This window comes from Streptomyces sp. NPDC016851 (assembly GCF_055562795.1).
On record NZ_JBVHEP010000014.1, the window covers coordinates 25,714 to 52,174 of the forward strand.

At 73.4% G+C, this 26,461-nt stretch carries 23 protein-coding genes and 2 pseudogenes; 12 read left to right on the forward strand and 13 right to left on the reverse strand.

Translation table 11 applies throughout. The features are described 5' to 3' along the window. Nucleotides 1-190: 190 nt before the first annotated feature. A complete protein-coding gene (locus ACZ3I3_RS22595) occupies nt 191-1,156 on the reverse strand; it encodes a pirin family protein (protein ID WP_467367718.1) in 966 nt (321 codons plus the stop codon). Nucleotides 1,157-1,382: 226 nt separating this feature from the next. Between ACZ3I3_RS22595 and ACZ3I3_RS22600 the strand changes: the two genes are divergently transcribed. Then, nucleotides 1,383-1,673 carry a tetratricopeptide repeat protein gene (locus ACZ3I3_RS22600; protein WP_467368026.1) on the forward strand — a complete coding sequence of 97 codons (291 nt, stop codon included), beginning with the start codon at nt 1,383-1,385 and terminating at the stop codon, nt 1,671-1,673. 64 nt (nt 1,674-1,737) lie between these two features. Here the strand turns inward: ACZ3I3_RS22600 and ACZ3I3_RS22605 are convergent, their stop codons facing one another. After that, the gene (locus ACZ3I3_RS22605; protein WP_467367720.1) at nt 1,738-3,147 is read right to left on the reverse strand and encodes a PepSY-associated TM helix domain-containing protein; all 1,410 of its coding nucleotides are present in this window, start codon (nt 3,145-3,147) and stop codon (nt 1,738-1,740) included. 132 nt (nt 3,148-3,279) lie between these two features. Between ACZ3I3_RS22605 and ACZ3I3_RS22610 the strand changes: the two genes are divergently transcribed. After that, the gene (locus ACZ3I3_RS22610; protein WP_467367722.1) at nt 3,280-3,924 is read left to right on the forward strand and encodes a peptide deformylase; all 645 of its coding nucleotides are present in this window, start codon (nt 3,280-3,282) and stop codon (nt 3,922-3,924) included. 141 nt (nt 3,925-4,065) lie between these two features. Further along, nucleotides 4,066-5,658 carry an ABC-F family ATP-binding cassette domain-containing protein gene (locus tag ACZ3I3_RS22615; RefSeq protein ID WP_467367724.1) on the forward strand — a complete coding sequence of 531 codons (1,593 nt, stop codon included), beginning with the start codon at nt 4,066-4,068 and terminating at the stop codon, nt 5,656-5,658. Nucleotides 5,659-5,742: 84 nt separating this feature from the next. On the opposite strand, the gene ACZ3I3_RS22620 is transcribed toward ACZ3I3_RS22615, so the two are convergent. Then, nucleotides 5,743-7,173 (reverse strand): dihydrolipoyl dehydrogenase family protein, encoded by a 1,431-nt coding sequence (locus tag ACZ3I3_RS22620; protein WP_467367726.1) that lies wholly within the window; start codon nt 7,171-7,173, stop codon nt 5,743-5,745. A 118-nt stretch (nt 7,174-7,291) separates the two neighbouring features. On the opposite strand from ACZ3I3_RS22620, the gene trxA reads away from it, so the two are divergent. Beyond that, nucleotides 7,292-7,684 (forward strand): thioredoxin, encoded by a 393-nt coding sequence (trxA, locus tag ACZ3I3_RS22625; RefSeq protein WP_020273887.1) that lies wholly within the window; start codon nt 7,292-7,294, stop codon nt 7,682-7,684. Here the strand turns inward: trxA and ACZ3I3_RS22630 are convergent. The 3 genes from ACZ3I3_RS22630 to ACZ3I3_RS22640 all read right to left on the reverse strand — a co-directional run bounded on the left by ACZ3I3_RS22630 (nt 7,681) and on the right by ACZ3I3_RS22640 (nt 11,561). Then, entirely contained in the window at nt 7,681-9,117 is a 1,437-nt protein-coding gene (locus ACZ3I3_RS22630; protein ID WP_467367729.1) for a benzaldehyde dehydrogenase, read from the reverse strand. The genes trxA and ACZ3I3_RS22630 overlap by 4 nt on opposite strands. A 644-nt stretch (nt 9,118-9,761) precedes the next feature. Then, entirely contained in the window at nt 9,762-10,811 is a 1,050-nt protein-coding gene (locus ACZ3I3_RS22635) for a LacI family DNA-binding transcriptional regulator (protein WP_467367731.1), read from the reverse strand. Nucleotides 10,812-10,892: 81 nt separating this feature from the next. Next, the gene (locus ACZ3I3_RS22640; protein WP_467367733.1) at nt 10,893-11,561 is read right to left on the reverse strand and encodes a TetR/AcrR family transcriptional regulator; all 669 of its coding nucleotides are present in this window, start codon (nt 11,559-11,561) and stop codon (nt 10,893-10,895) included. A gap of 129 nt (nt 11,562-11,690) precedes the next feature. Between ACZ3I3_RS22640 and ACZ3I3_RS22645 the strand changes: the two genes are divergently transcribed. Next, complete coding sequence (locus ACZ3I3_RS22645) at nt 11,691-12,254, forward strand: NAD(P)H-dependent oxidoreductase (RefSeq protein WP_467367735.1); 564 nt, start codon at nt 11,691-11,693, stop codon at nt 12,252-12,254. A 167-nt stretch (nt 12,255-12,421) separates the two neighbouring features. On the opposite strand, the gene ACZ3I3_RS22650 is transcribed toward ACZ3I3_RS22645, so the two are convergent. From ACZ3I3_RS22650 to ACZ3I3_RS22665, 4 genes are read right to left on the reverse strand one after another with little or no spacing between them, the layout of a single operon-like run. After that, entirely contained in the window at nt 12,422-13,597 is a 1,176-nt protein-coding gene (locus tag ACZ3I3_RS22650; protein ID WP_467367737.1) for an XdhC family protein, read from the reverse strand. Further along, complete coding sequence (locus ACZ3I3_RS22655) at nt 13,590-15,704, reverse strand: xanthine dehydrogenase family protein molybdopterin-binding subunit (protein ID WP_467367739.1); 2,115 nt, start codon at nt 15,702-15,704, stop codon at nt 13,590-13,592. The genes ACZ3I3_RS22650 and ACZ3I3_RS22655 overlap by 8 nt, the downstream gene beginning before the upstream one ends. After that, complete coding sequence (locus ACZ3I3_RS22660; RefSeq protein ID WP_467367741.1) at nt 15,701-16,693, reverse strand: FAD binding domain-containing protein; 993 nt, start codon at nt 16,691-16,693, stop codon at nt 15,701-15,703. Before ACZ3I3_RS22660 ends, ACZ3I3_RS22655 begins: the two co-directional genes overlap by 4 nt. Beyond that, entirely contained in the window at nt 16,690-17,232 is a 543-nt protein-coding gene (locus ACZ3I3_RS22665) for a (2Fe-2S)-binding protein (RefSeq protein WP_467367743.1), read from the reverse strand. The genes ACZ3I3_RS22660 and ACZ3I3_RS22665 overlap by 4 nt, the downstream gene beginning before the upstream one ends. Before the next feature lie 243 nt (nt 17,233-17,475). Between ACZ3I3_RS22665 and ACZ3I3_RS22670 the strand changes: the two genes are divergently transcribed. After that, entirely contained in the window at nt 17,476-18,054 is a 579-nt protein-coding gene (locus ACZ3I3_RS22670) for a TetR/AcrR family transcriptional regulator (RefSeq protein WP_467367745.1), read from the forward strand. A gap of 60 nt (nt 18,055-18,114) precedes the next feature. Here the strand turns inward: ACZ3I3_RS22670 and ACZ3I3_RS22675 are convergent, their stop codons facing one another. Then, nucleotides 18,115-19,020, reverse strand: a complete 906-nt coding sequence (locus ACZ3I3_RS22675; RefSeq protein WP_467367747.1) for a LysR family transcriptional regulator — start codon at nt 19,018-19,020, stop codon at nt 18,115-18,117. A 116-nt stretch (nt 19,021-19,136) separates the two neighbouring features. On the opposite strand from ACZ3I3_RS22675, the gene ACZ3I3_RS22680 reads away from it, so the two are divergent. Further along, nucleotides 19,137-19,367, forward strand: coding sequence for a hypothetical protein (locus tag ACZ3I3_RS22680; RefSeq protein WP_467367749.1), 231 nt, complete (start codon nt 19,137-19,139; stop codon nt 19,365-19,367). A gap of 4 nt (nt 19,368-19,371) precedes the next feature. On the opposite strand, the gene ACZ3I3_RS22685 is transcribed toward ACZ3I3_RS22680, so the two are convergent. Further along, a complete protein-coding gene (locus tag ACZ3I3_RS22685) occupies nt 19,372-20,358 on the reverse strand; it encodes an ArsR/SmtB family transcription factor (RefSeq protein WP_467367751.1) in 987 nt (328 codons plus the stop codon). A 56-nt stretch (nt 20,359-20,414) separates the two neighbouring features. On the opposite strand from ACZ3I3_RS22685, the gene ACZ3I3_RS22690 reads away from it, so the two are divergent. The 5 genes and pseudogenes from ACZ3I3_RS22690 (at nt 20,415) to ACZ3I3_RS22710 (ending at nt 25,402) form a co-directional block, all read left to right on the forward strand. Next, nucleotides 20,415-21,716, forward strand: coding sequence for an MFS transporter (locus ACZ3I3_RS22690; protein WP_467367753.1), 1,302 nt, complete (start codon nt 20,415-20,417; stop codon nt 21,714-21,716). Continuing rightward, nucleotides 21,713-22,687 carry an alpha/beta hydrolase gene (locus ACZ3I3_RS22695; RefSeq protein ID WP_467367755.1) on the forward strand — a complete coding sequence of 325 codons (975 nt, stop codon included), beginning with the start codon at nt 21,713-21,715 and terminating at the stop codon, nt 22,685-22,687. Before ACZ3I3_RS22690 ends, ACZ3I3_RS22695 begins: the two co-directional genes overlap by 4 nt. Before the next feature lie 98 nt (nt 22,688-22,785). Then, nucleotides 22,786-23,088, forward strand: a pseudogene (locus tag ACZ3I3_RS22700) (helix-turn-helix domain-containing protein); the annotation flags it as partial. A 366-nt stretch (nt 23,089-23,454) separates the two neighbouring features. Beyond that, a pseudogene (locus tag ACZ3I3_RS22705) lies at nt 23,455-24,135 on the forward strand (helix-turn-helix domain-containing protein); the annotation flags it as partial. A gap of 76 nt (nt 24,136-24,211) precedes the next feature. Continuing rightward, complete coding sequence (locus ACZ3I3_RS22710) at nt 24,212-25,402, forward strand: CaiB/BaiF CoA transferase family protein (RefSeq protein WP_467367757.1); 1,191 nt, start codon at nt 24,212-24,214, stop codon at nt 25,400-25,402. Nucleotides 25,403-25,442: 40 nt separating this feature from the next. On the opposite strand, the gene ACZ3I3_RS22715 is transcribed toward ACZ3I3_RS22710, so the two are convergent. Continuing rightward, complete coding sequence (locus ACZ3I3_RS22715; protein WP_467367759.1) at nt 25,443-26,426, reverse strand: TerC family protein; 984 nt, start codon at nt 26,424-26,426, stop codon at nt 25,443-25,445. Nucleotides 26,427-26,461 lie beyond the last annotated feature (35 nt).

The window sequence follows — 26,461 nt, forward strand, 5'->3', positions numbered from 1 at the left end:
GGCCCGGAGCAGCTCTTTGGCCAGGGCATCCCGCGCCGCACCCGAGACGACGTGCACCGTGGGAATCGTCCGCCACCTGAAACCACTCCCGACCCCCTCTTTGCGCGCTCCCTCCAACAACCTAGAAGCGGGAAGCAGCGCCCGACCGCCTCCCGCTCGTCAACCGCGTGACTTCAGGTATTCCTGCGGGTCAACGGACTCTTCCCCGCGGTTTCAGACGGGTCGCCGGCAGCTCGGGGGCAGGCAGCGGATCCCCGTCGTACCCCTTCACCTCCCCGAACCGAGTCCCCTCCATCCAGTCCCGCCGCGCCTGCTCGATCTCCTCCTGGGACCGTCCGATCCAGTTCCAGAACATGATCAGTTCCTCCTCGAACGGCTCGCCGCCCAGGAGCATCAGGCCCGCGTCCGACTCGGCCCGCAGCGGCAGTTCGCTGCGGCCGCAGCCGAGGTAGAGCATCGAGCCGGGCAGGACCGGGACGCCGTCCACGTGGGCCTCGCCGGACATGGACAGGACGGCGTACTCGAAGTCCGGTTCCAGGGGGAGGCGTACGTCCGCGCCCCGGGTGAGGGCCAGGTCGGCGCCGGTGATCGGGGTGTACGCCGTACCGGGCGAGGTCGCGCCGTCGAGGTCACCGAGGATCAGCGTCGCCTTGACGCCGGGTGCCGTGACGACCGGCAGGTCGGCGTGGTGTTCGAAGCGCGGGTCGGTGTGGCGGTGGCCGTCCGGGAGGGCGACCCACAGTTGCGCGCCGTGCAGGAAACGGGCGTGCGAGCGCGGACTCTCCTCGGAGTGGCTGATCGCCCGGCCGGAGGTCATCAGACCCAGTTCGCGCGGCCGGATCGTCTGGAGACTGCCGGTGGAGTCGCGGTGCAGCACCTCCCCCTCGTGCAGCCAGCTCACCGTCTGGAGGCCCATGTGGGGATGCGGCGGCACCTGCATGCCGGGTTCGTCGGCGATGTCGTCGGGGCCGTAGTGGTCGACGAAGCACCAGGCCCCGACCATACGGCGGCCGAGGTTGGGCAGCAGCCTGCGGACCTCGCTGGATTCGCCCAGCTTGACGTGGCGAGGACTGAGGAGTTCGCGAACCGGCTCGGCCACGACGAAGCCGCGGCCACCGCACAGGGAGGGAGCCGCCTCGCGCTCAAGATTGCTCATGGCTCACAACCTAGTCCGGTGGCAGGGCCCGCGTCGCGCGTCATTCGGGTCGCGCCCGGGCGCCCGCGTCGGTCGGCCGCCCCCACCGAGTGACGGTCCGCTCTGTAGTGGAATATTCAACCAACCTGTTCGGTTGTCGGCCTCGAAGGAGGCACGAGTGAACACGACCTACGATGCGACGTACTACGCCCACGGGACACCGGCGGAACGCTGGGAGCGCGCGCAGATGTTCTTCGACGCCAAGGACTACGCCGCCGCCGCGCGGGTCCTGGGCGGGCTGGTCGAGGAGGTGCCCGAGCAGACCGGGCCGCGGCTGCTGCTGGCGCGCTCCTACTACCACTCGGCTCAACTGGGGCGCGCAGAGGCCGAGTTGCGGACGATCGTCGAGCGGGACCCGGTCGAGCACTACGCCCGGCTCATGCTCGGCCGCACGCTCCAGCGGCAGAACCGGCACGAGGAGGCGGAGTCGCACCTGCGGATCGCCTCCGCGCTCGCGGGTGACTTCGAGCAGGGCTGACCGGTACGTACCTGACGGTGCCCGGCTCCACACGGAGCCGGGCACCTGTGCGTGGGCGAGTCCGCTACTGCGCCGGCGTCCCCGCCCCGTACGCCCGCCGTCCCCGCCGGTAGGCGATCTCTCCCAGCAGGATGTCGACGGCCAGGAAGGCCGCCAGCGGGATGCCGAACAGGGGCAGGAAGTAGCCGAGTACGGCGACCCCCGCCAGGAGCGGTACCAGGATCTGTGGCGGCACCTGCTGCCAGGCGCCGCGTGGGATCGGGCGGCCGAAGGCGGCGCCGCGGCCACGCTGCCACCACATGCGGTAACCCCACACGATCAGCAGGATCAGGCAGAGCGCGAGCAGCATCAGGGCGATCTGGTTGGCCAGGCCGAACAGGATGCCGGTGTGCAGGTCGATGCCCCACCTGGTGAGCTTCGCGAGCACCGGGTAGTCGGCGAACCGCAGGACGTCCACGACCTCACCACTGGCCGGGTCGACCGCGACGGAGTCCTGCTTCTCGGGCCAGCTGCGCTGCACCTGCTTGACGACGTAGGCCGACTCCGCGTCCGCCGGCGGCACGATCTCCACCGGGTCGCCCAGGCCCTCGGACCGGGCCGCGGCCAGGACCTTGTCCAGGCCCACCCCGTGCGCGGCGTCTCCCGCCTGCCCTGCGGCGGAGCCGTGGCCCGCGTGGTCACCGCCCGCCGAGGCCGACACCGACGGGGTGGCCTGACCCAGCGAGGTCCGCAGCTCGTCGATGTTGGCCCCGGCGTAGGCCGACCAGGTCAGGCCGGTCGCCGAGAGGAAGAAGAAGCCGGCCGCCGCCCACGCTCCGACGCTGCCGTGCAGCCCGAGGGTGCGGCGCCGTCCGTTCGTGCCCCGCACCTTGCGCAGGGCACGGCGGCGGGAGAACCACAGCACCAGTCCGCCGGCCGAGATCACCCACAGCCAGCTGGCCGCCAGTTCGCTGTACAGCCGGCCCGACTCGCCCAGGTGCAGGTCCCTGTGGAACTCGTCGATCCAGGTGCGCAGCGGCAGCGCGCCGGTCGAGCCGTACTGGTCTAGGGAGCCGCGCACCTGCGCGGTGTACGGGTCGACGAACACGGCGAGTGTGTGTCCCTCGTCGACGCCAGGGACACCGGACAGCATCACCCTGGTCGTCGCGTCCGCCTCGGGTGAGGGGCGTACGGCCGAGACCGTGCCCTCGGGGTGGGCCTTGCGGGCGGCGGCCACCTGCTCGCTGATCGGCAGCTTCCGCTCACCCGCGGGGACGGTCAGTTCGTGGTCGTACACGATCTTCTCGGCCTGGAAGGAGGCGGCGTACAGCAGGCCGGTGGAGGCGGCGACGAGGAGGAACGGGGCCACCAGTACCCCGGCGTAGAAGTGCAGGCGGAGGACGAGCGGGCGCAAGAGGGCCCAACCGCCCTTCGTCGGGGGCGGGGTGGCGGATTGCGGGGCCTCGTCCGTGGTGGTCGAGGGAGCGGTGGTCATCGGCGGGTTCTCCCGGGGACGTCTTCGTGGCCGTTGCGGTGCAGTAGTCGGACGGAAGGGGCGTCCAGTTCCCGGGGAGTGCGTGTGACGTGCCGCACACGAGGGTGGGGGGTGCCGTGTCATCCTGACGCGATGGGAACTCCGAGCGATCGCGCACCCCTGGCCGAACGGGTCGAGGAACTCCTCGCCGGTGGCGGCCCGTTGACCATCGTGGCGGCCGGCGATCCGGTGCTGCGGCGCGGCACCGAGCCCTACGACGGTCAGCTGGGGCCCGCGCTGCTGGCCCGGTTCGTCGAGGCCCTGCGCATCACGATGCGCGCGGCCCCCGGGGTCGGTCTGGCGGCGCCTCAGGTCGGTGTGCCGCTCAGGATCGCGGTGATCGAGGATCCGGCACCGGTACCGGAGGAGGTGCGGCTGGCGCGCGGACGGGTACCGCAGCCGTTCCGGGTGCTGGTCAACCCCGTCTACGAGCCCGTCGGCGGCGCGCGGGCCGCGTTCTTCGAGGGCTGTCTGAGCGTGCCGGGCTGGCAGGCGGTGGTGGCGCGGCCCGCCGAGGTGCGGCTGACCGGGCAGGACGAGCACGGGCACGCGCTGGACGAGGTGTTCGCGGGCTGGCCCGCGCGGATCGTCCAGCACGAGACGGACCATCTCGACGGGGTCCTGTATCTCGACCGGGCCGAGTCGCGCTCGCTGTCGTCCAACCAGGCGGTGACGGAGCGCTGGGCCCAGCCGACGCCGGAGGAGGCCGCGCGGGCACTCGGCTTCGAGCTGCCGTAACGCCGACTGCCGCGGAAATTCAGAGGCGCACGGCAGGCGCCTCCGTTACCGTGACGTCCATGTCTACGCCCCGAATTTCCTAGCTGAGGACCCGCTTCCACGCCACCCGTGTGTCCTCTTGCTTGTTCGGAGCGTTTTCTCATGATCACCGTTCGTGACGTCGACGTGCGCGTGGGCGCGCGTCTGCTGCTGTCCGGCGTCTCCTTCCACGTCTCCCCCGGCGACCGTATCGGCCTGGTCGGCCGCAACGGCGCGGGAAAGACCACCCTGTTGCACACCCTGGCGGGCGCCCTGCGGCCCGCCGCCGGGACCGTCGCCCGCACCGGTGACGTCGGCCATCTCCCGCAGGACTCGCGCGCCGCCGACCAGTCCGTCACCGTCACCGACCGGATCCTGTCCGCGCGCGGCCTGGACCACGCCGTACGGGAGCTGCGCCGCGCCGAGGCCGCGATGGCCGACGGGACGGAGCGGTCGATGAACGCCTATGTGCGGGCCGAGGCCGAGTTCCAGGCGCGCGGCGGCTACGCGGCCGAGGCGGAGGCCGCCCGGGTCGCCGCCGGAGTGGGACTGGCTTCGGGGCTGATGGACCGGCCGCTGCGCGCCCTGTCGGGCGGTCAGCGACGGCGCGTCGAGCTGGCCCGCATCCTGTTCGCCGGGCACGGCACGCTGCTGCTGGACGAGCCGACGAACCATCTGGACGCGGCCTCGGTCGCCTGGCTGCGCGGGTTCCTCACCAGCTACCAGGGCGGGCTCGTGATGATCAGCCACGACACGTCCCTGCTGGCCGGCACCGTGAACCGGGTCTTCCACCTGGATCCGGGGCGTGCCGCGCTCGACGTCCACAACACAGGCTGGGACGAGTACCTGGCCCAGCGGGACGCCGACGAACGGCGACGGGCCCGCGAGCGGGCGAACGCGGAGCGCAAGGCGGCGGCATTGCACGCCCAGGCCGACAAGATGCGGGCCCGGGTCGCGACCGCGGTGGCGGCGCGGAACATGGTCCGCCGAGCCGACCGGATGCTCGCGGACCTCGAACCTGCCCGGCGCGCCGAGAAGACGGCCAGGATCCGGCTGCCCGAGCCGGCGCCCTGTGGCCGGATCCCGCTCGGCGCCGTCAGCCTGACCAGGTCGTACGGCGGTCAGCACGTCCTGCGGGGTGTCGATCTCGCCGTCGACCGGGGCAGCCGCCTGGTGGTGCTCGGGCCCAACGGCGCCGGAAAGACGACCCTGTTGCGGATCCTCGCCGGGCAGGACGAGCCGGACGGCGGCCGGGTGGTCCACGGGCACGGCCTGCGCCTGGGCTACTTCGCCCAGGAACACGACACGCTGGACCCGGAACTGACGGTGCGTGAGCATCTGGCGGGTGCCGCCCCGCACCTCGCCGACGGCGAAGTCCGCCGGGTCCTGGGCGCGTTCCTGTTCTCCGGCGACGACGCCGGCAAGCGCGTCGGTGTCCTCTCCGGCGGCGAGAAGACCCGGCTCGCCCTGGCGGGCCTGGTGCACTCGGGCGCGAACGTGCTGCTCCTCGACGAGCCCACCAACAACCTCGACCCGGCCTCCCGTGCCGAGGTCCTGGCCGCGGTGGGCACGTACCCGGGCGCGATCGTCATGGTCACGCACGACGAGGGCGCCGTCGACGCGCTGCGGCCGGACCGGGTGCTGCTGCTGCCGGAGGCGGAGGAGGACCTGTGGAGCGACGACTACCGGGAGCTGGTGGTGCCGGCGCACGCGTGACCGTGCCGGATTCCGACCGGCCGCCGCAAACCCGGGGCGGTCCCGCGCCTGGCGGGGCCGCCCCGGGGGCACACGAGCCGGAGGTCAGGCGTCGCGGTAGGCCTCCAGCAGCCGCAGCCACACCTCGCTGATCGTCGGGTAGGACGGGACGGCGTGCCACAGGCGGCTGATCGGGACCTGGCCGGCGACGGCGATCGTGGCCGAGTGGATGAGCTCGCCGACACCGGGGCCGACTAGGGTCACTCCTCGCAGGATCTCGTCCTCCAGGTCGACGACCATGCGGGCGCGGCCCTTGTAGCCGTCGGCGTACAGGCCCGCGCCCGCGACGGTGGACAGGTCCACGTCGACGGCCTTCACCCGGTGCCCGGCCTGCTCGGCCTCGGCGAGTGACTGGCCGACGGCCGCCGCTTCCGGGTCGGTGAAGACGACCTGCGGTACGGCGGCGTGGTCGGCGGTCGCGGCATGGGCGCCCCAGGGCTCGGCGAGGAGGTTCTCGCCGGTGGCCCGTGCGGCGATGGCGGCGCCCGCGATGCGGGCCTGGTACTTGCCCTGGTGGGTGAGGAGGGCGCGCTGGTTGACGTCGCCGACCGCGTACAGCCAGTCGTGGCCGGTGACGCGGAGGCTGTCGTCGACGTCGAGCCAGGAGCCGGGTTCCAGGCCGATCGTCTCCAGGCCGAGGTCGTCGGTGCGGGGTGCGCGGCCGGTCGCGAAGAGGATCTCGTCGGCCTCGACGCGGTCGCCGTTGTCCGTGACGGCGACGACGCTGCCGTTCTCGCGGGTCACCGATTCCACCGACGTGCCGGTGCGGACGTCGGCGCCGGCCTCGGTGAGCGCTTCGGCGACGAGTTCTCCGGCGAAGGGTTCCATCCGGGGCAGCAGGCCCTTGCCGCGCACCAGCATGGTGACCTTCGAGCCGAGGGCCTGCCAGACGGTGGCCATCTCGGTGGCGACGACGCCGCCGCCGACCACGATCAGGCGGCCGGGCACGTGCTTGGCGCTGGTGGCCTCCCGGCTGGTCCACGGCCGGACTTCGTCGAGTCCGGGCATCCCGGGCAGGGCGGCGCGGGTGCCGGTGCAGACGGCGACGGCGTGCCGGGCGGTCAGGACGCGGTCACCGCCGTCCGGGCCGGTGACCGTCACCGTGCGGGGGCCGGTGAGGCGGCCGTGACCGCGGTACAGGTCGGCGCCGATGCCGTCGAGCCATCCGATCTGTCCGTCGTCCTTCCAGTTCGAGGTGTAGTAGTCCCGGTGGGCGAGGACCGCGGACGCGTCGAGGGGGCCCTGCACCGACTGGCTCAGGCCCGGCACGCGGCGGGCGTCCGCGCGGGCGATGACCGGCCGCAGCAGGGCCTTGCTGGGCATGCACGCCCAGTACGAGCACTCTCCGCCGACCAGTTCGCTCTCCACGACCGCGGTGGTCAGACCGGCCGCGCGGGTGCGGTCGGCGACGTTCTCCCCCACGGGCCCGGCCCCGAGCACCACGACGTCGTACGTGTTGGTTTCCGTTTCCGTCATGGGGTCAGTCTGGTGGGTGGTGTGCGTGCTGGCCACACGGGTAGGGGCGCGGAATACGTGCCAGGTCGGCCGTGTTGTGCCGACGGCTTGACCCACACCAGGAAGAGGGATTTACGCCATGAGCAGCACCGTGGAGCTCACCAAGGAGAACTTCGACCAGACGGTCACGGACAACGAGTTCGTCCTGATCGACTTCTGGGCGTCCTGGTGCGGGCCGTGCAAGCAGTTCGCGCCGGTCTACGAGAAGGCGGCGGAGGAGAACCCGGACCTCGTGTTCGGCAAGGTGGACACCGAGGCGCAGCCGGAGCTGGCCGCGGCCTTCGGTATCCAGTCGATTCCGACGCTGATGATCGTCCGTGACCAGGTCGCCGTGTTCGCTCAGCCGGGCGCCCTGCCCGAGGCCGCCCTGACGGACGTCATCGGGCAGGCCCGCAACCTCGACATGGACGAGGTCCGCAAGGCGATCGCCGAGCAGCAGGCCCAGGAGGGCCAGCAGGCGCCGCAGGGCTAGAACGGATACGGAGCCACGTCTCCGCGTACCGTCGTCCAGCGCAGTTCGGTGAAGGCCTCCAGGTTGGCCTCGCCGCCGAAGCGGGCGCCGGTGCCGGAGGCGGCGACTCCGCCGAAGGGTGCCACGGCCTCGTCGTTGACGGTCTGGTCGTTGATGTGGACGATGCCGGTCGGGATGCGCTCGGCGAGGTCCAGGCCGCGGGCCGGGTCGCGGGTGACGATGCCCAGGGCGAGTCCGTAGGAGCTCTGCGCGGCCAGGGCCGCCGCCTCGTCGGTGGTGGTGAAGGAGCGTACGGGCGCCACGGGTCCGAAGACCTCCTCCGTGTACGCCGGGGTGTGGTCGCCGACGTGGGCGAGGACCGTGGGCCGGTAGAAGAGCCGGTCGTGGGTGCCGCCCGCGGCGAGTTTGGCGCCGGCGGCCTTGCTGGACTCGACCAGGCCGCTGATCTTGGCGAGCTGGCCGGAGTCGATGATCGGGCCCAGGTGGACCTGTTCGCGGTACGGGTCGCCGACGGCGAGCGAGTCGGCCTTGGCGGCGAGCCGCTCGACGTACTCGTCGTACAGGGACGCGTGCACCAGGTGTCGTCCGGTCGTCATGCAGATCTGGCCCTGGTGGAAGAACGAGCCCCAGGCGGCGGTGGAGATCACCGCGTCGAGGTCGGCGTCCGGCAGCACGATCATGGCCGAGTTGCCGCCGAGTTCCAGGTGGGCCCGCTTGAGGTGGCGGCCGGCGGCCTCGCCCACGGCCCGCCCGGCCGGGGTGGAGCCGGTGAAGGAGATGACCGGCACGCGCGGGTCGGAGACCAGGGCCTGTCCGACGTCCGGGCCGCCGGGGAGTACGTGCAGCAGGTCCTGCGGCAGGCCCGCGGCGGCGAAGACCGCGGCGAGGGACAGCCCTCCACAGACGGCGGTGCGCGGATCCGGCTTGAGGACGACGGCGTTGCCGAGGGCCAGGGCCGGTGCGACGGAGCGGATGGACAGGATCAGCGGGGCGTTGAACGGGGAGATCACGCCCACGACACCGGCCGGGACGCGGCGCGTGTACGACAGGCGCGGCGCCTCGCTGGGCAGGACCTGTCCGGCCGGGCGGGAGGCGAGTGCGGCGGCCTCGTAGCACTCCTGGGCGGCGACGTGCAGTTCGAAGTCGGCCTTGCCGGGGACGGAACCGGACTCGCGGACGAGCCATTCGCGCAGTTCGGCGGCGTGTGCCGTGAACAGGTCGCCGGCCCTGCGGAGCACGGCGGCCCGGGCGAAGTGCGGGGCGCGGGCCCACTCGCGCTGTGCGGCGGCGGCCCCCTCGGCGGCGGCCTCGACGTCCTTCGGACCTGCGAGGGCGAGGGTGCCGAGAGCTTGGCCGGTGGCGGGCTCGGTGACGGTGTACCCGGGGCCTGTCAGGGTCTGGGGCTGCCAGGTCCTGGTGTCGAGCAAGGGCATGACGGCTCTCCGATCGATCGGTCACCGGCTGACGGGTGAGCGGGACTCCCGTGAGTGTGCGGCCGGTTCGGCGGTCACAGGGCGGGACGCGCCGACCGGGCCGCAGCCACGCGGACCGCGGCGACGTGCGTACGCGCCCCCGTTTTGTTGAGCATGCAACATCCTAGCCATCCCGCGGGCCTCCACGGCGGCCGGTCGGCCGCCGCGGAGGCCGCGCGGCCCTGCCCGGGGGGCGGGCCGGGGCCGTGCGGTCCAGGCCGGATTCATGCGGTCCGGGCCGGGGCCGTGCGGTCCGGGCCGGGTTCATGCGGCCCGCGACGGGGCCGTGCGGCCCAGGCCAGGGTCATGCGGCCCGCGACGGGGCCGTGCGATCCAGGCCGGGGACCCCAGTCCGGACCGGGGGCCGCGCGGTCCGCCGGGGGGCGGTCGAGGCCGGGTGCCCCGGCCGGAGCCGCGCAGTCCGGGCCGGGGACCCCGGCCCGGATCGGAGGCCGCGCGGTCCGGCCTGGGGCCCCGGGCGGATCGAGGGCCGCGCCGTCCGGATCGGTGGCCCCGGCCCGGATCGGAGGCCGCGCGAACCGACCGGCTGCCGTGCGAACCCGAGCCCTGCCAGCCGCCGCTGAGCCGCACCCGGCAGGGCCCGGCTAGCTCGACTCGCGGTGCAGCACCGTCGCGCCGAGGACCTTGTGCGTCTCCGGCTCAGTACCGGGCTTGCGCACGGCTCGGTCGACCAGTTCGGCGAGTTCGCGGCCGGAGGGCAGTTCCAGGCGGACCGTGCTGAGCCTCGGCCGGAGCAGCCGGCCGAGCATGAGGTCGTCGGCGCCGATCACCGCCGTCTCCTCGGGGATCCGGATGCCCTCGTCCTTCAGGGCCCGCGTGAGCAGCATCGCGTACTCGTCGTTGTAGGTGAACACGGCGTCCAGACCGAGGTCCCGCCAGCGGGCGGCGAGGCGTGCGGCGGCCTCCTCGTCGTAGGCGAGCGGCAGCTCGGTCACCGTGGCGTCGGTGCCCCGCACGGACTGGCGCACACCGTCGAGCCGGGGCGCGGAGAACGCCTCCAGGCCGGGCTCCTGCGGGACGACGACGCCGATGCGGCGCCTGCCCCGGTCGTAGAGGTGAGAGCCCGCGCTGTGGCCGACCACGTCGTGGTCCATGAGCAGGGCGTGCGCGCCCTCGATGGTCTCGGGGCCGAGGGTGACCACGGCCCGCGCCCCTGAGCGCTTGAGCACCGCCACCCCGCGCGGGCCGAGCCCGGAACCGGGTACGAGCACGGCCACGGGCCGCAACTCGGCCCAGGCGCGGGCGGCTTCGTCGCCGTGCGGGCCACCGGTGCCGTACTGCACCACCGTGTAGTCCAGGCTGCCGAGCGAGCCCTGGAGGTCGGTGAGGAACCGGTTGTAGAGCGGGCCGACGGGGAAGGTCGGCGCGGGGATCAGGACCATACGGCTGTGCCCGGCGCGCAGGCTGCGGGCCGCCGCGTGCGGGACGTACCCGAGTTCCTTCGCGGCCTCGTGGACACGGCGGCGGGTGGGCTCGCTGATCCGTACGGCGCTGGTGTTGTTGAGGACGTAGGAGACGGTCGCGCGCGAGACGCCGGCCAGGCGGGCCACATCGGCGCTCGTGGGCACGGAGCGCAACGGTGCGGGCGACGGGGGCGCGGGCGTTTTGGGTATCTGCACCATGACGTACGGCATCTTGGCAGAAGCCCCAATGCGCCGGTCGGGCGGGGGAGTTGTGAGGAAGCCGTGAGCGGTCACGGGGCCCCGGAGGGGCGCTCAGCCGCCCGTGGCCGTGCCCGTCACCCGGTCGACGAGGTCGACCCAGGCGTCGTCCAGACGGGCCATGGGTATCCCGCACTGCCTGGTCAGGTGGTGGATCAGGGCCGGGTCGAGCTGGCCCATCAGGGTGTGGGAGAGCAGTTCGCAGTCCGCTTCCGGGACGGCCTGCCGCAGCAGCATGCTCACGTGGTGGCGCAGCACCCGGCGGGCCGGGACGGTGAAGCGTCGGCCGGCGTCCGGCTCGGCCGCCAGTTGCAGCTCCAGTTCGTCGGTCGAGCGGCGCAGCATCGCACGGCCGAACGCGCGCAGCCGCTCCACGGGCGGCGCTCCGGGTCCGAGCGGCGGCGGCCCGGTGAGGAACGCGGCCTGGAACTTCTTCTCCGAGTGGTCGAGCAGCGCCGTCAGCAGGCCGGTGCGGTCGCCGAACCGGCGGAAGACCGTGCCCTTGCCCACACAGGCCTCGGCGGCCACCGCCTCCATCGTGACGGCGTCCGCTCCGCGCTCCGCCACCAGCCGCGCGGCGGCCTCCAGCAGCCGGGCCCGGTTGCGCGCGGCGTCGGCCCGCAGGCAGGGCTCGTCGGGCTCCAGGGCGGTGCCCAGCTGGAGCAGCTCGGGAGGGCCGACGGACTCCTGAGGCGTCGGGAAGGGCGGCGGGACGGTGGCCATGAAGCCAGCGTAAAGCATCGGGAACAAAACTGGACCGCGGTCCGGTTAGGTGCTACAACATTAAACGGACCTCGGTCCGGATCGTAACGGCAGTGTTTCGGAGCCGTCCTTCACTACGTGGGAGTCAGCATGTCTGTTCGTATCCTCGCCCTCGTCGGCAGCCTTCGCGCGGGTTCGCACAACCGCCAGCTCGCCGAGGCCGCCGTCAAGCTCGCCCCCGAGGGTGCGGAGGTCGAGCTGTTCGAGGGGCTGGCGGAGATCCCCTTCTACAACGAGGACATCGACGTCGAGGGCAGCGTCCCGGCCGCCGCCGCGAGGCTGCGCGAGGCCGCCAACGCCGCCGACGGCCTGATCCTCTTCACGCCCGAGTACAACGGCACCATCCCGGCCGTCCTGAAGAACGTCATCGACTGGCTGTCCCGCCCGTACGGTGCCGGTGCCCTCAGCGGCAAGCCGGTGGCCGTGGTCGGCACCGCGTTCGGCCAGTACGGCGGCGTCTGGGCGCACGACGAGACCCGCAAGTCCGTGGGCGTGGCCGGCGGCAGGGTGCTGGAGGACGTCAAGCTGTCCATCCCCGGCTCGGTGACCCGCTTCGCCGAGACGCACCCGGCCGACGACGCCGAGGTCGCCGCGCAGCTGACCGAGGTCATCGCCCGTCTGCGCGGCCACGCCACGGAGTCGGCCGCCGCCTGACGCGCTCGCGCACGGTGCCACGGAGGGGCCGCGGCCGGTGACGGCCGCGGCCCTCCGGCATGTCGGCGGCACCGGCCCGTCGGTGGGGCACCGGCCGTCGGCGGCTCCGGCACCTCACCGGCTCCGGCATCTCGCCGGCTCCGCCGTGTCGCTGGAGTGGTCGGCGCTCAGACCGGCTGCGGCAGCGGTCCGGCCGCCCGCTCGTCCCGGTGGATCGGGGTGTCCGCGCCGGTGAGCGGCCGGCCCGTGCCGCCGTGCCGCGCGGCGACGATCTCGGCCGCGATGGACAGGGCGGTCTCCTCGGGCGTACGGGCGCCCAGGTCGAGGCCGATGGGTGACCTGAGCCGGGCCAGTTCGTGCTCGCTCACGCCCGCATCCCGTAGCCGCCGGCCGCGGTCCTCGTGGGTACGGCGGGAGCCCATGGCGCCGACGTACGCGACGGGCAGCCGCAGGGCTTCGGTCAGCAGGGGGATGTCGAACTTGGCGTCGTGGGTGAGTACGCACAGCACCGTGCGCCCGTCGGTGTCCGTGCTCGCCAGGTAGCGGTGGGGCCAGTCGACGACGATCTCGTCGGCGTCGGGGAAGCGGACGCGGGTGGCAAAGACGGGGCGGGCGTCGCACACGGTGACGTGGTAACCGAGGAACTTGCCCGCCCGTACGAGCGCGGCCGCGAAGTCGATGGCGCCGAAGACGATCATGCGGGGCGGCGGGACGGCCGACTCGACGAGCAGGGTGAGTGCGCCCGGGCAGTGCGAGCCTCCCCCAGACTCCGTCCGGGGGGACCCCCATCTCGCTCCGCTCGCGGACACCTCGACCGTGCCGGTGCGGCCGGCCTCCAGCAGGGCACGGGCCTGGGCGATCGCCGTGCGGTCCAGCTCGGGGTGGCCGCCGAGGCCGCCCTCGTGGGTGCCGTCGGGGCGTACGAGCACCGACCGGCCGAGGAGGCGGGCCGGGCCCTGGACCACCCGGGCGAGCGCGACCGGCTCGTCGTGGGCGGCGGCCGACAGTGCGGCGGTCTGAGCCGCGTCGTCGGCGTCGTACGGGGTGACCATGATGTCGATGACCCCGCCGCAGGTCAGGCCGACCGCGAAGGCGTCCTCGTCGCTGTAGCCGAACCGCTCGACCCGGGTCTCCCTGTCCTGGAGGGCCTGCAGGCACAGGTCGTACACCGCGCCCTCCACACAGCCGCCGGAGACCGAGCCGATGGCCGTGCCGTCGGCGCAGACGGCCAGGGCGGCGCCGGGAGGGCGCGGGGCGCTGCCGCCGACCGCCACGACGGTGGCGACGGCGAAGTCCCGGCCCTCCTCGGCCCATGCGTGCAGTTGCCCGGCGAGGTCAAGCATCGCCGTCCGCCATCAGGACACGGTCGGGGCGGATGGGCAGGTGCCGGTGGCGGACGCCCGTCGCGTGCCACACGGCGTTGGCGACCGCCGCGGCGGCGCCCACGATGCCGATCTCGCCGATGCCCTTGATGCCGACCGGGTCGTCCGGGTCGGGGTCGTCGACCCAGTCGGCCTCGACGTGCGGGATGTCGGCGTGCGCGGCGACGTGGTAGCCCGCGAGGTCGGCGCCGTAGAGACCGCCCGTGGCCCGGTCCCGGACGGCTTCCTCGTGCAGGGCCATCGAGACGCCCCAGATCATGCCGCCGACCAGCTGGTTGCGGGCGGTGAGCGGGTTGACGATCCGGCCGGCCGCGAAGATGCCCAGCATGCGCCGCACCCGGACCTCGCCGGTGGCCGGGTCGACGGCCACCTCGGCGAACTGCGCTCCGAAGGAATGCCGTTCCTTCTGGGCGAGGGCACCGATGGCCTCGGCCGTGTTCGACCGTACGGTGATGCCCTCCGGCGGAATGTCGGCGCCCGGCGCGAGGCTCTGCCGCAGCTCCTCGGCGGCCGTCGTGACGGCCCACGCCCAGGAGCGGGTGCCCATCGAACCACCGGCGATCATCGCCGGACCGAGGTCGCTGTCGCCGAGGCGCACCCGGACGCGGTCCGTCGGCACGCCCAGTGCGTCGGCGGCGACCAGGGTGAGCGCGGTCCGGGCGCCGGTGCCGATGTCCGCGGCGTTGATCCCCACCGTGAAGGTGCCGTCCGCCTCGGCGGTGACGGCCGCCGTGGAGGGCATGGCTCCCGCGGGGAAGGAGGCGGCGGCGGTGCCGGTGCCGAGCAGCCAGCGGCCGTCTCGCCGCACACCGGGCCGCGGGTCCCGGTCGGCCCAGCCGAACCTGCGGGCGCCTTCCCGGAAGCAGGCGATCAGGTTGCGGCTGCTGAACGGCAGCCCGGACACCGGGCCGGCCGCGGGCTCGTTGCGCACGCGCAGCTCGATCGGGTCGATGCCGCACCGCTCGGCGAGCTCGTCGAACGCCGACTCCAGCGCGAACGAGCCGGGCGCCTCCCCGGGGGCGCGCATCCAGGTGGGGGTCGGGACGTCGAGCCGCACGACCCGGCTGGCCGTGTGATGCGCGTCGGCGTCGTACATCGCCCGGCTCGCGGCGGCGCTCGGCTCCACGAACTCGTGCACGGACGAGGTCATGTTCAGGGACTGGTGCTCCAGGGCGCGCAGCCGCCCGTCCGCGTCGGCGCCGAGCCTGACCCGCTGGGCCGTGGGGCTGCGGTAGCCGGCGAGCGAGAACATCTGCCGGCGGGTCATGACGACCCTGACCGGGCGTTGCAGGGCGGTGGCGGCCATCACGGCCGCCACCTGGTGCGCACGGACGCCCTTGCTGCCGAAGCCGCCGCCGACGTGCTCGGAGCGCACCCGCACGGAGGCGGGGTCGAGGGAGAACAGGTTCGCGAGTTCGCCGGCGACCCAGATGGTTCCCTGGTTGGAGTCGACGACCTCCAGCCGGCCGCCCTCCCACAGGGCCGTCGCCGCGTGCGGCTCCATCGGGTTGTGGTGCTCCTCCGGAGTGGTGTACTCCGCGTCCACCACGACGGCGGAGGAGGCGAGTTGGGCCTCCAGGTCGCCCTTCTCCGTCACGCCCGGCGCATGGCCGTCGACCGGGTACGCCTCGGTCTGCCGCTCGGCGGAGAACGCGACGTCGTGCGGTTCCTCGTCGTACGTCACGACTAGGGCTTCGGCGGCCTCCCTGGCCTGCTCGGACGTCTCGGCGACGACCAGCGCCACCGGCCAGCCCATGTGGGCCACCCGGTCGTGCTGGAAGAGGGCGACGCTCGGGTCCGGCGGGACGCCCAGCAGGCCGATGTAATCGCTGTCGACGCGCGGAGCGTTGTGGTGGTGGAGCACGGTGAGGACGCCCGGCATGGCGAGGACGGGTTCGGTGTCCACGGAGCGGATGCGGCCGCGGGCGACCGTGGACAGGACCAGCCAGCCGTGGGCGAGTTCGGCGAACGGGATCTCGGCGGCGTAGCGGGCGGCTCCGGTGACCTTGTCGCGGCCTTCGACGCGCGTGTGGGAAGTGCCGACGGAGCCCTGGGTGGCGGTGGTCATCGGGCGGCCTCCTCGGCGAGTTCGCTCAAGCCGGCCACGACGAGGTTGCGCATCAGGGTCACCTTGTATCCGTTGTGGGGCAGCGGTTTCGCCTCGGCCAGTTCGGCGTCCGCGGCGGCCGCGAAGGTCTCCGCGTCGGCCGGGGCCCCGAGCAGGGCGCGTTCGGCGGCGCGGGCCCGCCAGGGCCGGGAGGCGACCGCGCCGAAGGCCAGGCGGACGTCCTGCACGCGGCCGTCCTGGACGTCGAGGGCGGCGGCGATGGAGCCGATGGCGAAGGCGTACGAGGCACGCTCGCGCACCTTGCGGTAGCGGGAGTTGGCCGCGACCGGGGTGGGCGGCAGGGTGACGCCGGTGATCAGCGCGCCCGGCGGCAGCGCCGTCTCCAGATGCGGGGTGTCCCCCACGGGCAGGTAGAAGTCGGCGAGCGGCAACTCCCCCGGGCCGTCGGCCGTTTCGTAGGACACGACGGCGTCGAAGGCGGTGAGCGCCACACCCATGTCGGAGGGGTGCGTCGCGACGCAGTGGTCGGAGGCGCCCAGGATGGCGTGATTGTGGTGCTCACCGGTGATCGCGGGGCAGCCGCTGCCGGGGTTGCGTTTGTTGCAGGCGGAGGTGACATCGGCGAAGTAGCCGCAGCGGGTGCGCTGGAGCAGGTTGCCGCCGACGGTGGCCACGTTGCGCAGCTGCCCGGAGGCCCCGGCCAGCACCGCCTGCGCCAACGCCGGGTAGCGGAGCCGGACTTCGGGGTGGGCGGCGAGGTCGCTGTTGGTGACGGTGGCACCGATGCGCAGCCCGCCGTCGCCGGTCGGCTCGATCTGGTCCAGGGGCAGTTCCCGGACGTCGACGAGCAGGGCGGGCCGCTCGACGCCGGTCTTCATCAGATCGACGAGGTTGGTGCCGCCGCCCAGGAAACGGGCTTCCTCGTCGCCGTCGAGCAGCGCCACGGCGCCGGAGACGTCGTAGGCGCGCTGGTAGCCGAACTCCCTCATGCGGCCGCTCCCTTGGTCTCGGCGGCCCGGGCCACGGCCTGGACGATCGACACGTACGCGCCGCAGCGGCACAGGTTGCCGCTCATCCGCTCCCGGATCTCCTCAGGGGTCAGCGGTGGTGGTCCCGCGTCGGGGCGTATGTCGTCGGTGGCGGCGCTGGGCCAGCCCGCCGCGTGCTCCTCGATCAGGGCGATGGCCGAGCAGATCTGCCCCGGCGTGCAGTAACCGCACTGGAAACCGTCGAGGTCGAGGAACGCCTGCTGCACCGGGTGCAGTTGATCGCCTTCGGCCACGCCCTCGATGGTGGTGATCTCACGCCCCTCGGCGGCCACGGCGAGCTGGAGGCAGGACACGGCCCGGCGGCCGTCGACCAGGACCGTGCAGGCACCGCACTGGCCCTGGTCGCAGCCCTTCTTCGTGCCGGTCAGATCCAGGCGCTCGCGCAGGGCGTCGAGGAGGGTGGTGCGGTGGTCGACGGTCAGCGTGTACTTCTCGCCGTTGACGGACAGGGTGAGGTCGCTGGACGTCGATGGGGGCATGGAAGCCTTCTTTCTCGCGTCGCAAGGTCGGGCGGCAGGGGGTTCGTGGGTGGCGGGGCCGGTTCGCAACGGTGCTGGATGCGGGGCAGTCCGGCCGCGGCACGGCCGTCCGGGGCTGTCGGCACGGACGTCCCGCCGATACGATGGAGCAAACGGACACTTGTCCGTTACCCGAAAAACGTAACGGACAACTGTCCGCTTAACAAGGATCGGGTTTCGGCCAAGGACCGCGAGGAGGGGCGAGTGCGGCAGAAGAAGGACGTTCCTCTGCGCTCGGACGCGCAACGCAACCGCGAGCGCATCCTGGAGGTTGCGCTGGTCGAACTGACGCGTGCGGCGGACGCCCCGCTGAGCGCGATCGCCAAGAAAGCGGGCGTCGGGCAGGGGACCTTCTACCGCCACTTCCCGAGCCGTGAGGCGCTCGTCATGGAGATCTACCGGTACGAGATGCAGCAGGTCGCCGACACCGCGGCACCGCTGCTGGAGTGCCGGGAACCGGACCGGGCGCTGCGCGAGTGGCTGGATCGTTGCGCGCAGTTCGCCATGACGAAGGCCGGTCTGGCCGACGCGATCCGCCAGGCCACCGGCGGGCCGGGCAAACCGGCGAAGCCGGCCCCCACCCCGCTGATGGAGGCGGCCGAACTCCTCCTGCGCGCCAACGAGAAGGCCGGCACCATCCGCCCGGGAATCACCGCGGACGATCTCTTCCTGACCGTCGGCGGCCTGTGGACGATCGACCCGCACACCGACTGGCAACCACGCGCCGACCGCCTGCTGGACCTGGTGATGGACGCGCTGCGGGTGGGAGCACCCCGGGCCTGACCGTCGCCGTCCGCGGGTGCGTGGGGGCTGTTCGCGCAGTTCCCCCGCCCCTGAGTCGCTTCAGGCGACTGCCGTGGTGGCCAGTTCCCGGAGTTCCCGCAGGGCCGTCGCCACCGCCGGGCGGGCGTGGCCGCCGCCGCGGGTGCAGGTCAGGAGCTTGCGGTGGGGATCGCCTTCGCAGCGCACCCGGGTGATCGGGAGATGCGGCGTCAGATGCGCGAGGCGCGGGATGAGGGCGACGCCGAGCCCGTGGGCGACGAGGTGGGCGGCGACGTTCCAGTCGAGGGCGTGATGGACGACGTCCGGGCTGAAACCGGCCGCGCCGCAGGCGGACAGGACGTGCGGGCGGCAGGCGCTCTCCTCCACCGGCGCGATCCACGCCTCGTGTGCCGCCTCCGCGAGATCGATCCGGGCCCGTCCGGCCAGCCGGTGCCCGTCGGGGACGACCAGGTCGAACGGGTCGTCGAGCAACGGCTGCTGGTCGAATCGCGTGTCGCTCAGCGGCGGATTGTGCGGGGTCGACTCGACGATCGCCAGGTCGATGTCACCCTCGAAGAGGAGGTCGAAGCTCTCCGGGACGCCCGCCTCGGTGATCCGTACGGACAGCCGCGGATGCCGCTCCCCCAGCCGGGCCGCCATCGGCGCCAGCAGCACCGAGATGGCCACGGGGAAACCCGTCACCCGCAGCACCCCGGACGGCGCCCCGTGGTCGGCCCGCAGATCGAGTTCCGCCTGGTCCCAGCGGGCCTGGATGGCGTCGGCGTGCGCGAGCAGGCTCTCGCCGGCAGAAGTGAGGCGGACGCCGCGCCCCTGCGGCTCCAGCAGGTCGACGCCCAGGTCACGGGCGAGCTGCCGGATCTGCTGGGAGGCGGCGGACGGGGTGAAGTGCAGGGCTCGGGCGGCCGCGGTGACCGTGCCGTAGTGGGCGACCGCCCTCAGGACGTGCAGTCGGCGCAGGTCAATCATGAAGTCCACGCTTCACAATGCCGTCCACAAAGTCAACCTGGACGTGTACAGATCTTTCGACGCACCCTGGCTGTGTCGCGACGGTCAACCAGCCACGACACACGAGGAGTCGAAACATGACCAGCACCACCGGCACCGTCTGCCCGCACTGCGGCTGGCCGGACGGAGGCGAGCCGTTCCAGGTGCTGTCCCGGCACACCACCGCGACAGGCCGCACGGAGTGGACGCGCTGCGGATGCGGCTCGCTCCAGGTCCGGGTCGCCGACGGCTGCGGCACACGCGTCGTCTCACGCAGCAGGCCGCCGTCCGGGTCCGCTCCGGCCCGGTCGGGTCACGCGAGCCACTGAGCGCTCAGGCCGAGCCGTGCCGGGCCAGCCGCTCCCCCAGCGGGCTGCGCCGGTAGAGGACGTGGCGGCCGTCGCGGGCGCGGGTGACCAGGCCCGTCGCGTGCAGGACGCGCAGATGCTGGGACACGGCGCTCGGGGTCACCCCGAGGCGCCGGGCCAGCTCCACCGTCGGCAGGGGCTCGGCCAGCAGCCGCAGCAGCGTGCTGCGGGGCGCGCCGAGCAGGGCCGTCAGGGCGGAGGCGTCCGGCTCGGGCTCCGGTTCCCACAGGGTGGCGGCGCCCCGGCCGGGGTAGGCGAGCATCGGCGGTTCCGCGGCGCTGACCGGCGGCGCCGGCTGGTGCGCGAACAGCGACGGCACCAGGCGCAGGCCGCGTCCGGAGCCGTCCACGTGGTGGTGTCCGCGCATCCGGTCGACGTGCAGGACGCCGTCGTCCCAGCGCAGGTTGCGGTGCAGGTCGGCGAAGAGCAGCCGGGCGCCGCCGGTGGCCAGCTGCCGTGCCCGATGGGTGATGTCGGCCTCCAGCACGAGCCGCATCCGGGGCCAGTACGGCAGCAGCGCCGACTCCCAGTACCGCCGCAGGAGTGCGCACAGCTCCTCCAGCAACTCCTCGACGGGAGCGTCACCGGGCGCGGTGACCGCCCGCAGGGCCGGCGGCAGGGGCCTGGGCGCGTGGGCGGCGAGCAGATCACGGCGTACGGTCTGCGCGGGCGTGGCCCGTACGACGGTCAGCTGCTCGTCGAGAGCGGGTGAGAAGGACGCCGGCCTGGGGGTCAGGAAGTCGGGCAGGGCCAGGGTGTCCCCCACCAGGGCCGCGAGCAGCCGGGCGTCGGCCGGGTCGAGCTGCTGGAGCACAGTGGCGCGCCACCGGACGTGCAGGGGGTAGAGCGCGGGGGCCCGCAGGGCACGCAGGCTGCCCATCACCTCACGCAGGGGCGAGATCGCGAAGCGGGTGTCGGCGAGGTCCGCGGCGTCGAGCCGGAAGCTGATCATTGAGGCCCCCGCTACATCCTTTGGCAACCGCCCTGCCATGGCGTGGACTTCGGTCCATGACGGATCACGATCGACGGCAGCCTACAGCGCACCAGGGCGCGAGTCCCCGGGTGATTCTGGCCCTGGCGCTCGTCTGCGGCGCGGCCGTGGGCAACGTCTACTTCCCCCAGGCCCTCAGCCCCCTGATCGCGTCCGGGCTGCATGTCTCGCCCGACGCGGCCGCCGGCGTCGTCACCGCGACGCAGTTCGGCTACGCGGCCGGGATCTGCCTGCTCGTCCCGCTCGGCGACCGCTTCCCGTACCGCCCGCTGCTGGTCACCCTCCTCACGCTCACCGGCCTCGGGCTGTCGGCGGCGAGTGCCGCGCCGGGGCTGGTGCCGCTGATCGTCGCCAGTGCCCTGGTGGGGGTGACGACGGTGGCGGCCCCGCTCGCCGGGCCGCTGGCGGCCGGTCTGGTGCCGCGGGAGCGGCGCGGTGTCACCGGCGGCACGCTGCTGAGCGGCTCCCTCGCGGGCATGCTGCTGTCGCGCACCGCCGGCGGCGCGCTCGGCGACTGGCTGGGCTGGCGGGCCCCGTACGTCCTGGCCGCCGTGCTGTCCCTGGCGGTGGCCGCGCTGTCGGCGCGCCTGCTTCCGCCGACGTCCCCGTCCTCCTCCCAGAGCTACGGCGCGCTCCTGGCCGAGCCACTGCGGCTGCTGCGCGCCGAGCCCGCTCTGCGCCGCTCCTGCCTGTACCAGGCCCTGGTGTTCGCGGGCTTCTCCGCGGTCTGGACGGGTGTGGCGCTGCTGCTCACCGGTCCGGTGTACGGCTTGGGCGCGGGGGCCGCGGGGCTGCTCGCCCTGGTCAACGCGGTGACCATGGTGTGCACGCCGGTCGCGGGCCGCCAGGTGGACCGGCGGGGGCCGGACGCCGTCAACCGGGTGTGCTTCCTGGTGGTGGGCGCCTCGGCCGCCGTGCTGGCGCTGGGCGGTCTCGGTGGTGCGGCGGGGGTGGCGGCCCTGGTCGTGGGCACGCTGCTGCTCGACGTCGGCATGCAGTCCGGGATGGTCGCCAACACGGTGCGGATCCAGACACTGCGCGCCGAGGTGCGCAGCCGGCTCACCACCGCCTACATGACCTGCGCGTATCTTGGTGGCGCCGTCGGCTCGTGGCTTGGCCTGCGGGCGTACGGCCGCTTCGGGTGGCTCGGGGTGTGCGCGCTGGTCGCGGCGCTCACGGCCGTGGCCCTCGTCCGCCACCGGTGCGCCACCCGCCGTACGGCGGGGAGGTTCCGCCGGACGGCGGCGCCCGGGTCCGGCTCGGCGGGACCGATCCTGGCAGCACGAGCCGCCACGACCTCACCCGAGGAGACGTCATGACGCATGTTCCGCCCCCGTTCGACCCGGAACTCGCCGGAGCCCTGGAGCTGATCAAGGACATGATCAGCCCGGGTCTCACCCTGGACGAGATCGCCGAGGTGCGCCAGGGCCCGGGTATACAGCTGCTGGCCGATATGGACCTGACGATGGGCGGGACGTTCGAGGTGGAGGACCGGCGGGTCCCCGGGCCGCAGGGGGAGCCCGACATCTCGCTGCTGATCTGCCGGCCGACCGCTCCGGCGAGCGCCGGGGCGCGGCCCGTCATCTACCACGTGCACGGCGGCGGCATGGTCATCGGGAACAACCGGGTCGGCGTCGACGTCCCGCTGGCGTGGGCGCAGGCCCTGGACGCGGTGGTGGTGTCCGTGGAGTACCGGCTGGCGCCGGAGCATCCGCACCCCGCGCCGGTCGAGGACGTGTACGCCGGGCTGCTGTGGACGGCGGACCACGCCGCCGAGCTCGGTGCCGACCCCGAGCGCATCGTCATCGCGGGTGCCAGCGCGGGTGGCGGGCTGTGCGCGGCCCTGGCCCTGCTCACGCGGGACCGCAAGGGGCCGCAGCCGATCGGGCAGGTCCTGATGTGCCCGATGCTCGACGACCGCAACGACACGCCGTCGACCTACCAGATGGCGGGCCTCGGGGTGTGGGACCGCACCGCCAACGAGACCGGTTGGACGGCGCTGCTGGGCTCGCGGCGCGGCGGTCCCGACGTGCCGGCGTACGCGGCACCGGCCCGTGCGGAGGACCTGTCCGGGCTGCCCCCGGCGTTCCTCGACGTCGGCTCCGCGGAGACCTTCCGGGACGAGGTCGTCGCCTACGCCTCGCGCATCTGGCAGGCGGGCGGCGTGGCCGAGCTGCACGTCTGGCCCGGCGGTTTCCACGGCTTCGACGGTTTCGCACCGCAGGCGGCGCTCTCCCAGTCGGCGCGGGCGGCGCACGTGAACTGGCTGCGGAGGCTGCTGAGCGCGTGACGGGCGGGGAGTCCGGCGTGCCGCCCGGCTGACCCTCGTACCGGGCAGCCGACGGCGGCCGGGGCCCGTTCGGCGGCCGCATGCCGCACCATGGGCCTATGAAAGAGCTGGCCGGGCGCCTGACCGCGCTCGATCCGGATGCCGGTGCGGCGGTCCGGGTCATCGCCTATTTCGACCGCCTGGCCGAGTCCAGGGCCGGTGTGGAGGCACTCGTACGCGGTGCCGCCGTGCTGGCCGGCTGCCCCGCCCGGCTGGTGGACCCCGATCGGCGCGTGCACGTACGGGTGGAGCCCGACGGCACCCGACGGGACACGGACGAGCCACCGGACCCCGCCTGGCCGTCCGCACGGCTGTCGCCGGACGGCACGGCGGGCCTGTGGCTGGAGCGGTCCGGGACGGCGTCCGGCGCGCTGGGCACGGACCGTGCCGGGTTGGCGCCCGGCGCCGTGACAGCGGACAGTGCCGGGGCGGCATCCCCAGTGGTCACCGTCGACCGTGATGGGGCGGCGACCTCCCTGGTCGACATCGATCGTGCCGGAGCGGCGACCCCGCTGGTCGACATCGACCCTGCCGGAGCGGCGACCCACGCCAAGGACACGGACCGAGCCGCAGTGGCCCACGACATGTCGGACACCGGCCATACCGGGCCGGCACCCCGCGCCGTGCCCGCCACGGACCCTGCCGGGACGGCGACCCGCCTCGTCGGCGCCGACCACGCCAGGGCGGCGGCCCGCAGAGTTGACCTCGGACACGACCGGGTCGCGTCCAGTGTGGTCGACGCGGTGATTCTCGAGCGGGCCGCCGGTGTGCTGCGGCTCGTTCTCGACCGTACCCGCGGACGCGCCCCGGCCGACGATCCGGCGCAGGTCGAGACCCTGCTCGACGGCACGGCCCCGGAAGCGGCCCGGCTGCATGCCGCACGCCGCCTCGGCCTCGATCCCGGCGTTCCGGCCCGGGCTCTCGCCCCGCTGAACGGGCGCCCACGGGTCGTACCCGCCGGGACGGAGGCCGACGCGGTCGGACGGCTCGGTGTGGGGCCCGCCGTGCCCGTGCTGGAACTCCCCCGGTCGTGGGCCGAGGCCCGGACCGCCCTGCGGTTCACCGCCGAGGGCACCCCGCAGGACCCCGGGCCGCGCGTCGTGCACGCCGAGGAGCTGGGCGGCATCGCCCTCCTCGCCGATCTCGTCGTACCGGGTGCGGAACCGCCGCAGGACGTCCGTGCCCTGGAGGCGGCCGCGGCGAGCACGCCCTGGCTGGCGGCGACCCTGCACGCGGTCGCGGCCACGGCGAGCCTGCGGGCGGCCGCCTCCGAGATCAACGTCCACCACTCGACGCTCCAGGACCGGCTGGCCCACGCCGAGCACCTGCTCGGCTGGCCGGTGCGCACCCCGCAGGGCCGGCTCCGGCTGCAACTGGCGCTGGCGATGCGGCGTCTGGCCCGGGCCTAGGGGTCCTCAGCCGCCGCCGTCCGCCTGGGAGAGACTGTCCGGGCGCCGTCCGGTACGAGGTTCAGGAGCATGAGGCATGAGCGTGCAGCGGTATCCCCTGGCCGGGGTCACGGTGGTCAGCCTGGAGCAGGCCGTGGCCGCGCCCTACGCCACCCGGCAGCTCGCCGACCTGGGCGCCCGTGTCATCAAGGTGGAGCGGCCGGGTGGCGGCGACTTCGCCCGCCGGTACGACACGACCGTGCACGGCCACTCCAGTTATTTCGTGTGGCTCAACCGGTCCAAGGAGTCCCTCACGCTGGACCTCAAGGATCCGCGGGGCCGCGAGATCCTGCACGAACTCCTCGACGGCGCCGACGTGTTCGTACAGAACCTCGCCCCGGGCGCCGCCGGCCGGCTCGGTCTGGACGCCGCCACCGTCACCAGCCGCCGCCCCGGTCTGATCCCGTGCACGATATCGGGCTGGGGCACGACCGGCCCCTGGGCCGACCGCAAGGCCTACGACCTGCTGGTGCAGTGCCAGACCGGGCTGGTGTCCCTGACGGGAACCCCGGAGGGGACCGCCCGGACCGGGATCTCCGTCGCCGACATCGCCGCCGGGATGTACGCCTACAGCGGCATTCTCACGGCCCTGTACACCCGGGCCGTCACCGGCGAGGCCCACCCGGTGGACGTGTCCCTGTTCGAGGCGCTGGCGGAGTGGATGGGCCAGCCCGCCTACTACACCCGACACGGCGGCACCCAGCCCCCGCGCCTGGGCACGCAGCACGCCACCATCGCGCCGTACGGGACGTACGAGGCCGCCGACGGCAAGGAGGTGCTGTTCTCCATCCAGAACGAGCGGGAGTGGACGGCCCTGTGCGCCGAGTTCCTCGGCCGGCCGGAGCTGGTCGGCGACCCGCGCTTCGCCACCGCGTCCGACCGCGTCGCCCACCGCGAGGAGCTCAACGCGATCGTCGCCGCGCGCTTCGCCCGCTCCGGCTCCGAGGAGATCCTGAAGGGCCTGGGGGCCATCGGCATCGCCTGCGCCGGGGTCAACGACGTCGCCGCGTTCCTGGACCACCCGGTGCTGGCCGCCCGCGGCCGCTGGACCGAGGTCGGGGTGCCGGGGGCGACGGTGGAGGCCCTGCTCCCGCCGGCCGACCTCGCGGGCCTGCCCGCCCGGATGGACCCCGTACCGGCGGTCGGCGAGCACACCGAGGCGATCCTCGCCGAGCTGGGCCGCACCGACGAGGAGGTGGCGGCCCTGCGCACGGACGGCGTCGTCTGACGCCTCCGAGCGACCGTCCCCGAGCGGCGACCGGGGGAACCTACCGGGACCCGGTGATCCGCTCCGCCTCCTCGGCCGCGGCCTCCTGCTTCTTCGAAGCCCGCAGGCTGGTGATCGTCGTGACGGCCAGGACCAGCACGATGAAGCTCAGCGAGAAGGGGATGCTGATCTCGGGCACGTGGACGCCCGACTCGTGCAGGGCGTGCAGCACCAGCTTCACGCCGATGAAGCCCAGGATGATCGACAGGCCGTAGGAGAGGTGGACCAGCTTCTTCAGCAGGCCGCCGATGAGGAAGTACAGCTGGCGCAGGCCCATCAGGGCGAAGGCGTTCGCGGTGAACACGATGTACGGGTCCTGCGTCAGCCCGTAGATCGCGGGGATGGAGTCCAGGGCGAACAGCACGTCGGTGGAGCCGATGGCGAGCATCACGACCAGCATCGGCGTCATGATCCGCTTGCCGTTCTCCGTGATGAACAGCTTCGTGCCGTGATAGCGGTCGGCCACGCCGAAGCGCTGCTCCGCCATCTTCAGCAGCTTGTTCTCCTGGTACTCCTCCTCGTGGTCCTGCTTGCGCGCGTCCTGGATCAGCTTCCAGGCAGTCCAGATCAGGAAGGCGCCGAAGAGGTAGAACACCCAGGAGAAAGCGGTGATGATCGCCGCGCCGGCCGCGATGAAACCGGCCCGCAGCACCAGGGCCATCAGGACCCCGACCATCAGCACCCGCTGCTGATACTGCGAGGGCACCGCGAACTTCCCCATGATCAGGACGAACACGAAGAGGTTGTCGACACTCAGCGACTTCTCGGTGATGTAACCGGCGAAGAACTCACCCGTGGGTCCGCTCCCACCGAAGTACCACAGCCCCAGCCCGAACAGCACCGCCAGGACGATCCACACCACCGTCCACGTCCCGGCTTCCTTCACGGACACGTCATGAGGCTTGCGGCCGACGAAGAAATCGACGGCGACGAGCACGCACAGAGCTGCCACGGTCAGCAGCCACACGGAGAGAGAGACGTTCACTGGTGCTCCTGTTGCAGGTGTGGGGATGGGACATC

Bases quoted from the DNA above. Each gene is read 5' to 3' on its own strand.
- ACZ3I3_RS22605 (WP_467367720.1), bottom strand. From the start codon at position 3,147: ATGACCACCGCTCCCTCGACCACCACGGACGAGGCCCCGCAATCCGCC.
- ACZ3I3_RS22645 (WP_467367735.1), top strand. From the start codon at position 11,691: ATGTCTGTTCGTATCCTCGCCCTCGTCGGCAGCCTTCGCGCGGGTTCG.
- ACZ3I3_RS22685 (WP_467367751.1), bottom strand. From the start codon at position 20,358: ATGATCAGCTTCCGGCTCGACGCCGCGGACCTCGCCGACACCCGCTTC.
- ACZ3I3_RS22710 (WP_467367757.1), top strand. From the start codon at position 24,212: ATGAGCGTGCAGCGGTATCCCCTGGCCGGGGTCACGGTGGTCAGCCTG.
- ACZ3I3_RS22660 (WP_467367741.1), bottom strand. From the start codon at position 16,693: ATGAGGGAGTTCGGCTACCAGCGCGCCTACGACGTCTCCGGCGCCGTG.
- ACZ3I3_RS22635 (WP_467367731.1), bottom strand. From the start codon at position 10,811: ATGCCGTACGTCATGGTGCAGATACCCAAAACGCCCGCGCCCCCGTCG.
- ACZ3I3_RS22640 (WP_467367733.1), bottom strand. From the start codon at position 11,561: ATGGCCACCGTCCCGCCGCCCTTCCCGACGCCTCAGGAGTCCGTCGGC.
- ACZ3I3_RS22680 (WP_467367749.1), top strand. From the start codon at position 19,137: ATGACCAGCACCACCGGCACCGTCTGCCCGCACTGCGGCTGGCCGGAC.
- ACZ3I3_RS22650 (WP_467367737.1), bottom strand. From the start codon at position 13,597: ATGCTTGACCTCGCCGGGCAACTGCACGCATGGGCCGAGGAGGGCCGG.
- ACZ3I3_RS22595 (WP_467367718.1), bottom strand. From the start codon at position 1,156: ATGAGCAATCTTGAGCGCGAGGCGGCTCCCTCCCTGTGCGGTGGCCGC.
- ACZ3I3_RS22615 (WP_467367724.1), top strand. From the start codon at position 4,066: ATGATCACCGTTCGTGACGTCGACGTGCGCGTGGGCGCGCGTCTGCTG.
- ACZ3I3_RS22695 (WP_467367755.1), top strand. From the start codon at position 21,713: ATGACGCATGTTCCGCCCCCGTTCGACCCGGAACTCGCCGGAGCCCTG.
- trxA (WP_020273887.1), top strand. From the start codon at position 7,292: ATGAGCAGCACCGTGGAGCTCACCAAGGAGAACTTCGACCAGACGGTC.
- ACZ3I3_RS22600 (WP_467368026.1), top strand. From the start codon at position 1,383: ATGTTCTTCGACGCCAAGGACTACGCCGCCGCCGCGCGGGTCCTGGGC.
- ACZ3I3_RS22690 (WP_467367753.1), top strand. From the start codon at position 20,415: ATGACGGATCACGATCGACGGCAGCCTACAGCGCACCAGGGCGCGAGT.
- ACZ3I3_RS22675 (WP_467367747.1), bottom strand. From the start codon at position 19,020: ATGATTGACCTGCGCCGACTGCACGTCCTGAGGGCGGTCGCCCACTAC.
- ACZ3I3_RS22610 (WP_467367722.1), top strand. From the start codon at position 3,280: ATGGGAACTCCGAGCGATCGCGCACCCCTGGCCGAACGGGTCGAGGAA.
- ACZ3I3_RS22655 (WP_467367739.1), bottom strand. From the start codon at position 15,704: ATGACCACCGCCACCCAGGGCTCCGTCGGCACTTCCCACACGCGCGTC.
- ACZ3I3_RS22630 (WP_467367729.1), bottom strand. From the start codon at position 9,117: ATGCCCTTGCTCGACACCAGGACCTGGCAGCCCCAGACCCTGACAGGC.
- ACZ3I3_RS22665 (WP_467367743.1), bottom strand. From the start codon at position 17,232: ATGCCCCCATCGACGTCCAGCGACCTCACCCTGTCCGTCAACGGCGAG.
- ACZ3I3_RS22620 (WP_467367726.1), bottom strand. From the start codon at position 7,173: ATGACGGAAACGGAAACCAACACGTACGACGTCGTGGTGCTCGGGGCC.